11 protein-coding genes are annotated in these 14,873 nt (G+C 53.8%); 4 read left to right on the top strand and 7 right to left on the bottom strand.

Annotated features, from left to right (window positions below):
* Positions 1 to 54: 54 nt before the first annotated feature.
* The 4 genes from wzzE to trxA all read right to left on the bottom strand — a co-directional run bounded on the left by wzzE (position 55) and on the right by trxA (position 4,536).
* Complete coding sequence (gene wzzE, locus AC6HVW_RS19715; protein ID WP_071681737.1) at positions 55 to 1,107, bottom strand: ECA polysaccharide chain length modulation protein; 1,053 nt, start codon at positions 1,105 to 1,107, stop codon at positions 55 to 57.
* 20 nt (positions 1,108 to 1,127) lie between these two features.
* The gene (wecA, locus tag AC6HVW_RS19710; RefSeq protein ID WP_024484187.1) at positions 1,128 to 2,225 is read right to left on the bottom strand and encodes a UDP-N-acetylglucosamine--undecaprenyl-phosphate N-acetylglucosaminephosphotransferase; all 1,098 of its coding nucleotides are present in this window, start codon (positions 2,223 to 2,225) and stop codon (positions 1,128 to 1,130) included.
* 277 nt (positions 2,226 to 2,502) lie between these two features.
* Positions 2,503 to 3,762 carry a transcription termination factor Rho gene (gene rho, locus AC6HVW_RS19705; protein WP_021181558.1) on the bottom strand — a complete coding sequence of 420 codons (1,260 nt, stop codon included), beginning with the start codon at positions 3,760 to 3,762 and terminating at the stop codon, positions 2,503 to 2,505.
* A gap of 447 nt (positions 3,763 to 4,209) precedes the next feature.
* A complete protein-coding gene (gene trxA, locus AC6HVW_RS19700; protein ID WP_021181559.1) occupies positions 4,210 to 4,536 on the bottom strand; it encodes a thioredoxin TrxA in 327 nt (108 codons plus the stop codon).
* Between the two features lie 131 nt (positions 4,537 to 4,667).
* Between trxA and rhlB the strand changes: the two genes are divergently transcribed.
* The 3 genes from rhlB (at position 4,668) to AC6HVW_RS19685 (ending at position 8,794) form a co-directional block, all read left to right on the top strand.
* Positions 4,668 to 5,957, top strand: a complete 1,290-nt coding sequence (gene rhlB, locus AC6HVW_RS19695) for an ATP-dependent RNA helicase RhlB (protein ID WP_024484189.1) — start codon at positions 4,668 to 4,670, stop codon at positions 5,955 to 5,957.
* Between the two features lie 9 nt (positions 5,958 to 5,966).
* Positions 5,967 to 7,460 (top strand): exopolyphosphatase, encoded by a 1,494-nt coding sequence (gene ppx, locus AC6HVW_RS19690; RefSeq protein WP_186486906.1) that lies wholly within the window; start codon positions 5,967 to 5,969, stop codon positions 7,458 to 7,460.
* A 182-nt stretch (positions 7,461 to 7,642) separates the two neighbouring features.
* Positions 7,643 to 8,794: a Fic family protein gene (locus AC6HVW_RS19685; RefSeq protein WP_071681733.1), complete on the top strand. Its 1,152-nt coding sequence runs from the start codon at positions 7,643 to 7,645 to the stop codon at positions 8,792 to 8,794.
* Positions 8,795 to 8,824: 30 nt separating this feature from the next.
* Here the strand turns inward: AC6HVW_RS19685 and rep are convergent, their stop codons facing one another.
* Positions 8,825 to 10,849: a DNA helicase Rep gene (gene rep, locus AC6HVW_RS19680; protein WP_497569646.1), complete on the bottom strand. Its 2,025-nt coding sequence runs from the start codon at positions 10,847 to 10,849 to the stop codon at positions 8,825 to 8,827.
* 115 nt (positions 10,850 to 10,964) lie between these two features.
* On the opposite strand from rep, the gene ppiC reads away from it, so the two are divergent.
* A complete protein-coding gene (gene ppiC, locus AC6HVW_RS19675; protein ID WP_021181563.1) occupies positions 10,965 to 11,246 on the top strand; it encodes a peptidylprolyl isomerase PpiC in 282 nt (93 codons plus the stop codon).
* A 234-nt stretch (positions 11,247 to 11,480) separates the two neighbouring features.
* Here the strand turns inward: ppiC and AC6HVW_RS19670 are convergent, their stop codons facing one another.
* Together AC6HVW_RS19670 and AC6HVW_RS19665 are read right to left on the bottom strand one after the other, a co-directional pair.
* Positions 11,481 to 12,977 (bottom strand): M16 family metallopeptidase, encoded by a 1,497-nt coding sequence (locus AC6HVW_RS19670; RefSeq protein WP_071681729.1) that lies wholly within the window; start codon positions 12,975 to 12,977, stop codon positions 11,481 to 11,483.
* 319 nt (positions 12,978 to 13,296) lie between these two features.
* Positions 13,297 to 14,592, bottom strand: a complete 1,296-nt coding sequence (locus tag AC6HVW_RS19665; protein ID WP_071681727.1) for a dicarboxylate/amino acid:cation symporter — start codon at positions 14,590 to 14,592, stop codon at positions 13,297 to 13,299.
* Positions 14,593 to 14,873: the final 281 nt, after the last annotated feature.

Below are 14,873 nucleotides of genomic sequence, written 5' to 3'. Positions count from 1 at the left end.
GAACCTGCAAAGTTGGGCACTCAGTGCCCAACAGCGAAATTATTATATTATTGGTTAACTACGTGGCCGGCGTACCAAGGCAACGCCCGCACCAATCAGGCCACCGATTGCGCCCCACATAATCAGCCAGAATACCCGGCGTGGACTATCACGTTTCACCGGCTCTTCCGGCGTACGTAAATAGCGGTAGGTCTGGAATTTGGCATCCAACGTCGGGCCAACGTTCAGAGTTGCCAGCATCGCCCGGTTCTGATCGTAACTTACATCGTAAGCCGGGCCAGAAGCCTGTAAACCTTCCAGACGCGCCTGCAGCATAGGTTTGCCCAGCAGGAACAGATCGGAGTCTGGCAGTTGTTCGGCTGGCGTATCGGTCTGCGTACGGCTAATCCCCTGCTGCTCGGCGATTTTCAGCGCCTGCTGCACGGTCTTGAGCTCACGCTGATACACCGCATCGGCTACCGCTTCCTGGCGTTTGACCTGTGCACTCATCGAGGTGGTACGCGCCGCCCAGGCTCCCTGGATCTCTTCATTCAGATGCTGCGCCGCGCGGTGGCTGGCAAAGGCAACATACTGACGCAGCAGATGGTTGGAGTCTGGCGCGGTCTCGGCGGTGAGTTTCACGCTATCATTCAGCACTTTTTTGTCGTCGCGCGGCGTGAACTGGATATTGTTAATCAGGTCATCAAGCAACGCCGCATCGGCACGGGCATCCCCTTCCTGGCGCTGCTTGTAGTAATCGCTTTGCAGCCAGAAATCACGGCGCGTGTCATAGGCGGCCAACTGCATGATAAATTCATTATAGGCTTCATCGGCGATGCCTGGCTGATCGCTGGCAACCGCAGGCAGCGTGCGCTGATCCAGGTTACGCAGGAACTGCTGCTGAGAGTAATATCCCCCTAGCGCATTCACCGTTGGCTTATCGGTGATCGCCGTGGCGCTCCACTCCTGTTTCACCAGGTAAGAAACGATCAGCGCGACGGCAGCAAACATCACCGCAAAACCGATAATCCATTTTTTGCCGCGCCACAGGGTGCAGCACAGACCGCGGATATCGAGTTCGTTATCGACCACCGGGGTATTCTTGTCAGACGTTGTTTCAGGATTCATCACTGCCCTAAAGCCTCAGGTTAAGGTACTTGCTTATTGTTCGTTGCATTTCGCAGACGGCGCTTGAGACGTTTGATATAACGCGCGACCCGCCATGCACGTTTAATGCAATAGCCATACAAGAAGAATGCAAGCAAGAATAATGCCAACATAACCCATTCAGGTATGAAAGTCAGACGTTCGCCTATCACGCCAACCGCCGCCAACAGCGCTGCGGCCAAGGTGATAAGCACAAAAGCCTGACGAGGCGTAAAGCCCGCTCGCATAATCAAATGGTGGATGTGTTGACGGTCTGGCGAGAATGGGCTCATGCCCTTACGCAGACGGCGATACATGATGGCAATCATATCCATCAGCGGGATGGCGATAATCCACAGCGCGGTGACCGGCTTGATCGGATGGTTTGGCCCTTGCGAGCTTTGCACCAGCAGCCAGATGGCGGTAAAACCGATCAGCGTACTGCCGGCGTCACCCATAAAGACCTTATAGCGACGGCCAAGGATGCCGAGGTTGAGCAGAATATAGGGAACAATGGCCGCCAACATCGCGAAGCACCAGAAGGCAAGCTCGCTATGGCCGCCTTGATACAGCAGGATCCCCATCGCGCCGAACGACACGCAGGAGAGGCCGCCGAGCAGGCCGTCGATACCGTCGACCATGTTAAAGGCGTTAATCGCCGCCCAAACGGCAAACAGCGTCACCAAATAGCCAAACGGCCCCAACTGCATTTCCCAGCCACCAAACACATAGCCGAGGCTGCGCAGATAAAGGCCAGCAAACACCATCATGGCGATGCCGACCAGTGCCTGAATGGTGGCGCGGATCTTGACGCTGATATCGAAGCGATCGTCCAGCGCCCCGACGAAGACCAGGACACCGGCGCAGGTAAGATAGAGTTTGCTGTGCGCAATCGTCTGGTCGGTGATCAGGAAGGCAAAGCAGATGCCAGCGTAAACAGAAATCCCACCCACCAGCGGGATCAGCCCCTGATGACGTTTGCGATAATTAGGCTTATCAACCAAACCAATAGGTTTTGCTGCCTTGCGAGCAACAAATAAAAAAGCCAGAGAAAACAGAAAAACAAAAAGAATTTCAGTACTCATGGTGAGTAAGTTCACGGTTAACAAATCTCTGAAGAAGATGAGGCAGCTTAACATGGGTAAAAAACCGCGCCACATGACCAAGCGACCTTTCAGTCATTTCCTATGACATAGACACTTATCAATGCCCAAAACGTGTCTTGCTTCAACGCATTAATGCAAAAACTGGCGCAAATAAGATAAGTTCTCAATAAGTCACAAAAATAACTTACTTTCCTTTACTGTTACTTATCGTATCCGCCAAAAGCAAAAAACGCCACGACTAGGCGTGGCGTTCCTCGAATATTTTACTTATTTATGAGCGTTTCATCATGTCGAAGAATTCATCGTTGGTTTTGGTCATCGCCAACTTGTTAATGAGGAACTCCATCGCGTCGATCTCGCCCATTGGGTGAATGATCTTGCGCAGGATCCACATCTTCTGCAGTTCTTCAGAGGTGGTGAGCAACTCTTCTTTACGCGTACCGGAACGGTTGTAATCGATAGCAGGGAACACGCGCTTCTCGGCGATTTTACGCGCCAGATGCAGTTCCATGTTACCCGTACCTTTAAACTCTTCGTAAATCACTTCGTCCATCTTCGAACCGGTATCAACCAGTGCGGTAGCGATGATGGTCAGGCTGCCGCCTTCCTCAACGTTACGAGCCGCACCGAAGAAGCGCTTCGGACGATGCAGGGCGTTGGCGTCCACACCACCGGTCAGCACTTTGCCTGAGGCAGGTACTACGGTGTTGTAGGCACGCGCCAGACGGGTGATGGAGTCCAGCAGGATGATCACGTCTTTTTTGTGTTCGACCAGGCGCTTGGCCTTCTCGATCACCATTTCGGCAACCTGTACGTGGCGGGATGCGGGTTCGTCGAAGGTAGAAGCGATCACTTCGCCTTTTACCAGACGTTGCATCTCGGTCACTTCTTCCGGACGTTCGTCGATCAGCAACACCATCAGCACGCAGTCTGGATGGTTGTATGCGATGCTCTGCGCAATGTTTTGCAGCAGCATGGTTTTACCGGCTTTCGGCGGTGCCACAATCAGGCCACGCTGACCACGGCCGATTGGCGCTGCCAGATCCAGTACGCGAGCCGTCAGATCTTCGGTAGAGCCGTTGCCGCGCTCCATACGCAAACGTGAGTTGGCGTGCAGCGGCGTCAGGTTTTCGAACAGGATCTTGTTACGGGCGTTTTCCGGTTTGTCGTAGTTGACTTCGTTAACTTTCAACAGGGCAAAATAGCGCTCGCCTTCTTTTGGCGGACGAATCTTACCGGAAATGGTGTCACCTGTGCGGAGGTTAAAGCGGCGGATTTGGCTGGGAGAAACGTAGATATCGTCGGGGCCTGCGAGGTAGGAACTGTCTCCGGAACGGAGGAAACCAAATCCATCCTGCAATATCTCCAGCACGCCATCACCGAAGATATCTTCTCCGCTTTTCGCATGTTGCTTGAGTATAGAGAAGATAATGTCCTGTTTGCGCAGGCGGGCCAGGTTTTCCAGCCCCATATTTTCGCCGAGAGTAATCAGCTCAGAAACCGGCGTATTCTTTAATTCGGTAAGATTCATAGTGGGGGTTCTTAAACTCGGGGTGTGTCTCGAACTAGTATCGTGAATGGTATGGCAGCGTGTTATACCCATAACCTTTCAAGCTACAACGTGAAATTCATAGGGTATGCGTGCCTGTTACTGGACGTTCGATCGCCGGGCTGCTGGGCCACCGCAGTAAGAAATGGCTTAGCTGGGGCGCACACGCTGACGGTTTAAGATCGAAGGTGCCTTAAAACTGATTTTTTTGTAAAACCGCTTGATCGTCAAAACACGGGCTCGGTTCACAGTAAAATGCTAGTGCCGATGGTTCAACGTAGAGTAATGCTTAGATTCAGACTCTTTAGATTTAATACTTATGGCAAGTTCAGAATGCAGTATGGTTAAACTTAACACGCTTCTTGGCAGGCGTCTAGCGGTGAATGAAAATCCCCCTCCAGACGCCCGTCACGGGGCTTCCCGCCCTAATTACAGATTCGCGTCCAGGAACTCTTTGAGCTGGCCCTTGGACAGCGCGCCGACCTTGGTCGCTGCCACTTCACCGTTCTTGAACAACAACAGCGTCGGGATACCGCGGATGCCGTACTTAGGCGCGGTAAGCGGGTTTTGATCGATGTTCAGTTTGGTAATGGTCAGCTTGCCGGCGAACTCTTCGGCAATCTCGTCGAGGATCGGAGCAATCATCTTGCACGGACCACACCATTCAGCCCAGAAATCGACCAGGATTGGCCCTTCGGCTTTCAGCACATCGGAATCGAAGCTGTCGTCAGTCAGGTGAATAATTTTATCGCTCATGTTCTACTCCACAGGATTAGGTCTACCTTGTTGGTGTAGCATCAAACCAACTCAGGTGATTTTATTTCACCGCTTTTATTTCAACGGATATGCTTTCGTAAAGCAATAGTTAGCTGATATTCTACCACACTATGAGCAAAACACACTTGACCGAACAGAAGTTTTCCGACTTCGCCCTGCACCCGTTAGTCCTTGAAGCCCTTGAGAAAAAAGGGTTTCACAACTGCACGCCCATCCAGGCGTTGGCATTGCCGCTCACCCTCAGTGGGCGCGACGTTGCAGGTCAGGCGCAAACCGGTACCGGAAAGACGCTGGCATTTTTAGCGTCTACTTTTCACTATTTGCTGTCCCACCCGGCGAAAGAAGGTCGCCAGACCAACCAGCCGCGCGCCTTGATCATGGCGCCTACGCGTGAACTGGCGGTGCAGATCCATTCCGATGCAGAAGCGCTGTCGCAGTCTACCGGGTTGAAGCTTGGCCTGGCCTACGGCGGTGATGGCTACGACAAACAGCTGAAAGTGCTGGAAAGCGGCGTAGATATTCTGGTGGGGACCACCGGCCGTTTAATCGACTACGCCAAACAAAATTATATCGATCTGGGTGCTATCCAGGTTGTGGTGCTCGATGAAGCCGACCGCATGTACGATCTGGGCTTTATCAAAGATATCCGCTGGCTGTTCCGCCGTATGCCTGCGGTCGATCAACGCCTGAACATGTTGTTCTCTGCCACCCTGTCCTATCGCGTACGCGAGCTGGCCTTTGAGCAGATGAACAATGCCGAATATGTGGAAGTTGAACCGGAACAGAAAACCGGCCACCGCATTCAGGAAGAGCTGTTCTACCCTTCCAACGAAGAAAAGATGCGCCTGCTGCAGACGCTGATCGAGGAAGAGTGGCCGGACCGCTGCATCATCTTCGCCAACACCAAGCACCGCTGTGAAGACATCTGGGGCCATCTGGCTGCCGACGGTCACCGCGTAGGCCTGCTGACCGGCGACGTGGCGCAGAAGAAACGCCTGCGTATTCTGGACGACTTCACCAAGGGTAACCTGGATATCCTGGTCGCCACCGATGTCGCCGCACGCGGCCTGCATATCCCGTTGGTGACTCACGTCTTCAACTACGATCTGCCGGACGACTGTGAAGACTACGTGCACCGCATTGGCCGTACTGGCCGCGCGGGCGAAAGCGGTCACTCCATCAGCCTGGCCTGTGAAGAGTACGCGCTGAATCTGCCAGCCATCGAGACTTATACCGGCCACAGCATTCCTGTGAGCAAGTACAACAGCGATGCGCTGCTGAGCGACCTGCCAGCACCGAAGCGCCTGGTGCGCCCTCGTGGCAACAACGGCCCACGCCGTAACTCTTCCGCGCCACGTCGTGGTGGTGCGCCGCGTAACAACCGTAAACGTTCGGGCTAATAGACGACTATGCCAGGTTCCAGCACCCTCTATGCCGCCATCGATCTGGGTTCCAACAGTTTCCATATGTTGGTGGTACGTGAGGTGGCTGGGAGTATCCAGACACTGGCTCGCATCAAGCGCAAAGTGCGCCTGGCGGCCGGGCTGGATCAGCACAATCACCTGTCACAGGAAGCTATGCAGCGCGGCTGGCAATGTTTGCGGCTGTTCTCGGAACGCCTGCAGGATATCCCGCGCGATCAAATTCGGGTCGTCGCCACCGCAACGCTGCGCCTGGCCAATAACGCAGCCGAATTCCTGCAAACCGCCGAAACTATCCTTGGCTGCCCCGTTCAGGTCATCAGCGGCGAAGAAGAAGCCCGCCTGATTTACCACGGCGTTGCCCATACCACAGGCGGCCCGGATCGGCGTCTGGTGGTCGATATCGGGGGTGGCAGCACGGAGTTGGTCGTAGGTACAGGGGCGCAGGCCGCGCAGCTGTATAGCCTTTCAATGGGCTGTGTCACCTGGCTCGAACGCTTCTTCAGCGATCGTAATCTGGAGCGGGATAACTTCGAAGCCGCCGAACAGGCCGCGCGTGAAATGGTACGGCCGATCGCCCCACAACTTCGTCAACATGGCTGGCAGATTTGCGTCGGCGCTTCCGGTACCGTGCAAGCGCTACAGGAAATCATGGTGGCGCAGGGGATGGATGAACGTATTACCCTGCCCAAGCTGCGGCAGTTGAAACAACGAGCCATTCAGTGTGGCAAACTGGAAGAGCTGGAAATCGAAGGGCTGACGCTGGAACGTGCTTTGGTGTTCCCAAGCGGCCTGTCGATACTGCTGGCCATTTTCCAAGAGTTAGGCATTGAAAGCATGACGCTGGCCGGTGGCGCTCTGCGCGAAGGGCTGGTGTATGGCATGTTGCATCTGCCGGTCGAGCAGGATATCCGCAGCCGCACGTTACGTAATCTGCAACGCCGTTACCTGCTGGATATCGAGCAGGCCGAACGCGTCAGCCAGTTGGCCGCAAACTTCTGTCTGCAGACCACCAACGAATGGCAATTGGATACGCGATGTCGTGAGCTACTGCATGCGGCCTGCCTGATCCACGAAATTGGCCTGAGCGTCGATTTCAAACAGGCTCCTCAACACGCCGCCTATCTGGTCAGCCATCTTGATTTACCCGGCTTTACCCCGGCGCAGAAAAAACTGTTAGCCACCCTGCTGCAAAACCAGAGCAATGCCCTCGATCTGCCGCTGCTGAGCCAACAGAACGCCGTGCCACCCCGCGTGGCACAGCGCATGTGTCGTCTGTTACGTCTGGCCATCATCTTTGCCAGCCGCCGCCGTGACGATACCCTGCCCGCGGTACGCCTGCGTGCCAACGATGAAGAGTTGCATGTGATTTTGCCGCGCGGCTGGTTAGAGCGACATCCGCTGCGCGCAGAGGCGCTGGATCAGGAAAGCCACTGGCAGAGCTATGCCCACTGGCCGCTGTTTTTGGAAGAGCAGTCCTAAGAGCATTCCCCCCCTTTTTCTGCAACAGTCTCTTTAACCGTTTTATGTGAAAGCGCAACTCAATGGCTGGCTTCGTCCTAAGAGGTAGCGTGGTAACAAGGCTAATTAAAGAGACTTTTAATGACTCCCTATGTTATTAAAGAATAGTTTAATAACACACAATCTTATTAAAGGGGGTTTTAATGAAGCGTATTTCTGGTCGATTTGTGACAACTCAGAGTCATCAGGAAACAGTCAATGCCTTCGTACCAGCGCCTTTACCACCAACTGCTCCGCCCATTGTTGCCAAATCCTATCAGGAACTGAATAATCGAGCTGAATTGGCTTTAGCTAGACTATCGGCTATGTCCGGTCTGGTTACATCTGGAGAATGGTTAATTTACAGTGCAATACGTAGAGAAGCTTTACTCACCTCCCAGCTTGAGGGGACACAGGCAACACTGACAGACGTTTTTGATGAGGAAGCAGGGCTGGCCGTAACAAATGTGAATGATGTTGAGGAGGTCACCAGGTACCTGCAAGCATTCAAGTTTGTGCGTGAGCAGATACTCTCGCCAACAGGATTACCTGTATCAGTCCGGTTACTAACACAAGCCCACAAAGTTCTTCTGGCTGGTGTTCGGGGTACGGATAAGCAACCCGGTAGTGTACGAACCAGTCAGAACTGGATTGGTGGCACGCGGCCAGGTAACGCGTCGTATGTCCCTCCTCCTCCAGAGGAAATTACCAATTTACTCGCAGAGCTGGAGCTTTTTATTCACGACGAGCAACCAACATTACCCCCGTTGGTGAGGATAGCGCTGATACATGCCCAGTTCGAAACCATTCACCCTTTTCTTGATGGTAACGGACGCATAGGTCGTCTGTTGATTGCCATGTTACTCGAAACGTGGAAGCTTCTGCCTGAACCACTATTGTATGTATCAGGATATCTGAAGGCCAATCAGGCTGAGTATTATCGCTGTTTATCTGAAACAAGGAGAAATGGTGATTGGGAGTCTTGGGTATCTTTCTTCCTTGAAGGCGTTGAAATTGCCGCTGGGGAAGCACAACAGAGCATCATTCAGATAGCCTCGCTGATTGCTGCCGATCGGAAAAAAGTTCTCGATACGGCATCCAGTACATTACAAACGTTGCGTCTTTTTGAATTACTACCAACAATGCCAAAATTAACGGTAGAAAGAGCCCAGGCAGAGTTAGATGTCACGTTTCCTACAGCGAGCACGGCTATTAAAGCACTAGAGAATGCGGGGATATTGGTGGAAACTACAGGTCGAGTGAGAGGTAAAAGCTATGTCTATCAAGCCTACGTAGATACTTTACGTAATGAATAATAGCAACAGGGCGTTCTCCCGCCCCGAACCTCAGCTACCGCCCTTGGCCTTGGCCAACATCGCCTTCACGCTGGCCAAATGGCTTTGGCCTTTCTCCATCCGCTCCTGCGGGCTAACGACTTTGCGTTCCGACTCCCAGGCCAGATCGTCCTGCGGCAGTTCCAACAGGAAACGGCTGGGTTCCGGCCGCACCAACTCACCGTATTGGCGACGTTCGCGACACAGGGTGAAAATCAGCTCCTTCTGGGCGCGGGTGATCCCCACATAGGCCAAACGCCGTTCTTCATCGACATTATCCTCGTCAATGCTGCTCTGATGCGGCAATAACCCCTCTTCCATCCCCACCAGGAACACATAGGGGAATTCCAGCCCCTTGGAAGCATGCAGAGTCATCAGCTGTACCTGATCCAGCTCTTCATCGCTTTCGCCGCGCTCCATCATGTCACGCAACGTAAAGCGCGTGACCACCTGGGTCAGCGTCATCGGTTCGTCCAGATCGTTGCCTTCCAGCATCTCGGTCATCCAGCCAAACAGCGTGTTGACGTTTTTCATGCGCATTTCGGCCGCTTTCGGGCTGGGCGAGGTTTCAAACAGCCAGCTTTCATAGTCAATGCCGCGGATCAGATCGCGCACCGCTGCCACCGGCTCACGTTCCACCATCTGGATGATGCCTTCCATCCAATGGGTGAAACGCTGCAATGACTCCAGCCCCCGACCTGTCAGATACTGGCCCAGTCCAAGATCGAAGCTGGCGTGGAACAGGCTCTTGTTACGCTGGTTGGCCCACTCCCCCAACTTTTGCAGCGTCGCCGGGCCGATTTCCCGCTTCGGCGTGTTGACGATACGCAGGAAGGCGCTGTCGTCATCCTGGTTGGTCAAAACCCGCAGATAGGCCAGCAAATCCTTGATTTCCGGACGCGAGAAGAACGAGGTGCCGCCAGAAATCTTGTACGGAATGCGGTTCTGCATCAGCATTTTTTCAAACACACGCGACTGGTGGTTTCCGCGATAGAGGATCGCATAGTCGCCGTAATTGGTTTTCTTCACAAAGTGATGGGCGATCAGTTCCCCCACCACCCGCTCGGCCTCGTGATCTTCATTGTTGGCCGTGACCACCTTCAACTCTTCGCCGTAGCCCAGTTCGGAGAACAGGCGTTTTTCAAAGACGTGCGGGTTGTTGGCAATCAGGATGTTGGCGGCCTTCAGAATACGTTCGCTGGAACGGTAGTTCTGCTCCAGCTTGATCACCTGCAACGCCGGGAAATCTTCCTTTAGCAGTACCAGGTTCTGCGGACGAGCACCGCGCCAGGAGTAGATCGACTGATCGTCATCCCCCACCACGGTAAAGCGTGCGCGGTTACCCACCAGCAGTTTCACCAGTTCGTACTGACTGGTGTTGGTGTCCTGATATTCATCCACCAGCAGGTAGCGGATACGGTTCTGCCAGCGCTCACGCACCTCCTCATTACGCTGTAGCAACAAGGTGGGCAGCAGGATCAGATCGTCAAAATCCAGGACGTTACAGGCCCTCATGTGATCGTGATACAGCCCGTAGCAGTGGGCGAACAGTTTGTCCCGCTCAGAGCGCGCCAGCCCCATTGCCCGTTGCGGATCCACCAGATCGTTCTTCCAGTTGGAAATGGTCGAGATCAGCTGTGCCACCAGAGTCTTATCGTTTTCCAGCCACTTCTCGGTCAATTCCTTCAACAACGCGAGCTGGTCTTGATCGTCAAACAGCGAGAAGTTGGACTTCATCCCCAACGCGGCATATTCGCGTTTGATCACTTCCAGCCCCAGCGTATGGAAAGTGGAGATCATTAGGCCACGCGACTCTTTGCGCCCCATGGTTTGCGCCACACGCTCTTTCATCTCACGCGCCGCTTTGTTGGTAAAGGTTACGGCGGCAATATGCCGGGCCTGATAGCCACATTGATGGATCAGGTGGGCGATTTTATTGGTGATCACACGCGTTTTGCCGGAACCGGCACCGGCCAGCACCAGGCAAGGCCCGGTAACGAATTCGACGGCTTGTTGTTGGCTGGGGTTTAATCGCATGGCGCTTTATTGCTCAATATTGGAGTACTGGGGAGAAGGATTGTAGCAGAAAGCACCGAACAGATTTAACAGGTATAATGGCGGTAAATTCTACACGACTGATTGGATTATTAAGATGGCAAAGACCGCTAGCGCGCTGCACATCCTGGTGGATAACGAAACACTGGCCAACGAACTGTTGGCCAAACTCAAGCGCGGCGTCAGCTTTGATACGCTGGCGCGCAAATACTCGAGCTGCCCGTCCAAGCGCAACGGCGGCTCCCTGGGTGAGTTCAACAAGGGGACTATGGTCGCAGCCTTCGATAAGGCGGTGTTCAGCATCCCGTTGCTCAAGCCCTATGGCCCGGTGAAAACCCAGTTCGGCTATCACATCATCAAGGTACTTTATCGCAACTAGGCCCCTCACCCTAACCCTCTCCCACAGGGAGAGGGGACCGATCGAGCTAGCTATCAGTTACAGCGAATTACCTCGCCACAGTACCCAATCAGCTCCCTTTACGTAGGGAATTGAACGATCACGGCACCAATTCAGGCCCCTTTTACCTAGGGACAGATCGATCACAATACTTGACCACAACACCGGACCAGCCCCCTCTCCCTGTGGGAGAGGGTTGGGGTGAGGGGTCAATGATTACTGTGCGCTGGCTTCCGGTGCTGTAGTAGCCGCGTCCGCCGGTTTTGGCTCTTCGCTCACCACGGCCGGTGCTGGCGCCATGATGCCGTTATAGGTTTCCTGGAGCTGCTTCATATTCATCTCCGGCTCCCCCTTCGGCTGTAACAGCACCAAGGTGGCATTCTGCGACAGTTGCTGCTTCAGTTCCTGATTCAGCGATTCCAGCGTCAGCGACGACAAGAAGGCCTGACGCAGCTTCTGGTATTGCTCCGGAGCGATATCCACCACGCCACTTTGCTGTGAACGCAGACGCTGGCTCATAAGCACGTCGGTATCGGTGCGGGCATAGGTGGCAAACAGTTTGCTCAACTGATCGGTTTTCTGTGCCAGCAAGGCATTGAACTCATCCTGAGACAGGCCGTTGTTACGCACATTAGCCAATTCGCGAGCAATAAAGGCCAGGCCGCTGTTCAGATTATCATTCGGTGAATTCAGATGGATCGCACACTGGGCGCGTTGATACTGCACCCGGCAGTCGAAGCCCAGCTTGATGTTTTTCTGCTCGCTCTTTTGCAGCACCTGCTGAATGTGCCAGAACAGGGCTTCACGGGCCATATCACTGCGCCAGTAACGGCTCAGGCTTTGCGAATCGCGAATCGGATGCCATGGCGTATCCCACATGATCGACAGCGTATCCTGCTTCACCTGATCGCTGATCAGACTGACCGGCTGCGGCGGCAGTGGAGTCAGGGTTGGCATAGTTGCCGGCGCTTCGCGCTTGCCTTGGAGAGGCGAGAACGCCTTATTGATCTGTTCGGTCAGGCTGCGGCTTTCAACTTTACCCACCACGTATAACGTCATGGCATCTGGGGTATACCACTGCTGATAAAATTTCTGCAGTTGCTCGATATTGACCGGGCGCTTGACCGGTTGGCCCGGATCGTGTGCCAGTAACGTTGAGCCTTTCAGGCGATAACGCCACCAGCTGTCTTTGGGATCCGGCGGGAAGATACCGATAGGATCCATATTGGCATTCATCACCGCTTCTACCGTTGGCTCATCGATAGCCAGCTTACCCGTGGTATCCGCCAGCCAGGCCAGCGCCTCTTTCAACAGATCGGGGCGGTTATTGGGCAAGCTCAGGTTGTAGATGGTGAAATCATAAGAGCTGATGGCTGGCGGCAATGGCCGTTCACTGTCCACGCTCTGTTGCCACAGCGACTGTAGCTGCGGCTGGGTAAAACTCTCGCTGCGCGTAATCGCAATACGCGGCAACAAATGGGCAAAACCGATCTGCTGGGCAGATTCCACCAGCGATCCGGTATTGACCATCAACCTTAACTCAACGCGATCGCTCGGGCGCTGTGGTGTATCAAGGATCTGCCAAGAAAAACCGTTATTCAGCTGCCCCTGCTGCCAGGCAGGATCAGGTTGTAGCGCTTCAGCGTGCACGCTGCCGTTGGCCGCAACCAACAGCAGCCCACCCACTAAAAGACGAATTCTGGTGCCCTGCATGTGAACCCCTACTTAATGACTAGCCAATTTTTTATGCAAATACGGATATTCCGTTCATTGGAATATAAGGCATCGTCTCGCCGCGATGTTGACGAGTACGGCCTGAACTGTGCGTGGCACAGCAACGATCACACCCTGAGTTTCACCGTAGGGCGGAAAGCGCAAAGTGTACCATTCTGTTAGACCGCGCGCCTTGGCGGATGTCACTCATCACAGTGAAAAATAATAGCTGTAGGGTGTTATGGAGAAAAAATGAACAAGAAGCAAGGGGAAATGACATCGGCTGCCATGGCAGCCGATGTCGAGGGCAGGAAAAAACTTAGGCAGAAGGCAGCTGTTTGTCAGTAGCAACCTTATCATCTGTTCTGTTATTCAGCACGTCTTGCAGCTGCTTCTCGTCCAGTTGGTTACACCATTTGGCCACCACTACCGTCGCCACACCGTTACCAACCAGGTTGGTCAAGGCGCGGGCTTCGGACATAAAGCGGTCGATACCGAGGATCAGCGCCAGACCGGCCAACGGTAAATGCCCTACTGCCGAAATGGTCGCTGCCAGTACGATAAAGCCACTGCCAGTCACCCCTGCAGCCCCTTTCGAGGAGAGCAGCAACACCACCAACAAGGTCACCTGATGCATGATGTCCATATGGGTGTTGGTTGCCTGGGCGATAAACACCGCCGCCATCGTCAGGTAGATCGAAGTGCCGTCAAGGTTGAACGAGTAGCCCGTCGGGATCACCAGGCCCACCACCGATTTCTTGCACCCCAGATTCTCCATTTTATCGAGCATGCGTGGCAGCACCGATTCGGAAGACGAAGTACCCAATACGATCAGCAGTTCTTCTTTGATATAGCGAATAAATTTGAAGATATTGAAGCCGTTGTAACGGGCAATCGAGCCCAGCACTACCACCACAAACAGCACGCAGGTGACATAGAAGCAGACAATCAGCTGGCCCAGTTGCAACAGGGTACCCACACCGTACTTACCGATAGTGAACGCCATGGCACCAAAGGCCCCCAGCGGCGCCAGGCGCATGATCATATTGATGATGCCGAAAATGACACGAGAGAAGCTATCGATGACGTTAAAGATCACCTGGCCTTTCTCACCCAGGCGATGCAGAGCAAAACCGAACAGCACCGCAAACAGCAGCACCTGCAAGATGTTGCCGCTGGCAAAGGCACCTACCACGCTACCCGGGATAATATCCAACAGGAAAGGCACGATGCCCTGCTCAGAAGCCTTCTCGGCATAGACCGCCACCGCTTTAGCATCCAGCGTTCCCGGATCGACGTTCATCCCGGCACCGGGTTGCACCACGTTCACGATCACCAGGCCGATCAGCAACGCAATGGTACTGACGATTTCAAAGTACAGCAGGGCTATCGCCCCGGTACGGCCCACGGCCTTCATGCTCTCCATGCCCGCAATACCGGTCACCACGGTACAGAAGATCACCGGAGCGATAATCATTTTGATTAATTTAACAAATCCATCACCCAGGGGTTTCATCTGGGCACCGAGGTCAGGGTAGAAATGGCCAAGCAGGATCCCCAGCGTAATCGCTGTTAACACCTGAAAATAGAGGCTCTTAAATATAGTTGTTTTCATTAGCACATCCTTTGGGGGGAGACAACGCGGCAGGCGGGCAATCACTCGTCCGTCCTGTTTATCGCTTGCGCGGAAAATAACACCCCCATAACAACATGGAAATAACTTGTTGGAAAAATCCAGGCTTATTGGTGTGAATTTAAGAGCTGAAACGCGTCAGTCAGTGTACAAGTTCCGGCGTTACGTCAACTTTCCTCTGCATTAACTCAGATTAGGTAGCGGTAGAAACTATTTTTTGGCTGGGGAAATAAAGCGGACTCGTCCGCCTGAAAAGTACCGGG

This window comes from Serratia sp. NCCP-200 (assembly GCF_059697885.1).
Note: the sequence above shows the minus strand (reverse complement) of the source record. Positions and strands in the feature narration are given on the sequence as shown.

What these genes read in the sequence shown, in the direction of transcription:
- rhlB (WP_024484189.1), top strand. Translation starts at nt 4,668, where the DNA reads ATGAGCAAAACACACTTGACCGAACAGAAGTTTTCCGACTTCGCCCTG.
- wzzE (WP_071681737.1), bottom strand. Translation starts at nt 1,107, where the DNA reads ATGAATCCTGAAACAACGTCTGACAAGAATACCCCGGTGGTCGATAAC.
- AC6HVW_RS19685 (WP_071681733.1), top strand. Translation starts at nt 7,643, where the DNA reads ATGAAGCGTATTTCTGGTCGATTTGTGACAACTCAGAGTCATCAGGAA.
- trxA (WP_021181559.1), bottom strand. Translation starts at nt 4,536, where the DNA reads ATGAGCGATAAAATTATTCACCTGACTGACGACAGCTTCGATTCCGAT.
- AC6HVW_RS19665 (WP_071681727.1), bottom strand. Translation starts at nt 14,592, where the DNA reads ATGAAAACAACTATATTTAAGAGCCTCTATTTTCAGGTGTTAACAGCG.
- AC6HVW_RS19670 (WP_071681729.1), bottom strand. Translation starts at nt 12,977, where the DNA reads ATGCAGGGCACCAGAATTCGTCTTTTAGTGGGTGGGCTGCTGTTGGTT.
- ppiC (WP_021181563.1), top strand. Translation starts at nt 10,965, where the DNA reads ATGGCAAAGACCGCTAGCGCGCTGCACATCCTGGTGGATAACGAAACA.
- ppx (WP_186486906.1), top strand. Translation starts at nt 5,967, where the DNA reads ATGCCAGGTTCCAGCACCCTCTATGCCGCCATCGATCTGGGTTCCAAC.
- rho (WP_021181558.1), bottom strand. Translation starts at nt 3,762, where the DNA reads ATGAATCTTACCGAATTAAAGAATACGCCGGTTTCTGAGCTGATTACT.
- rep (WP_497569646.1), bottom strand. Translation starts at nt 10,849, where the DNA reads ATGCGATTAAACCCCAGCCAACAACAAGCCGTCGAATTCGTTACCGGG.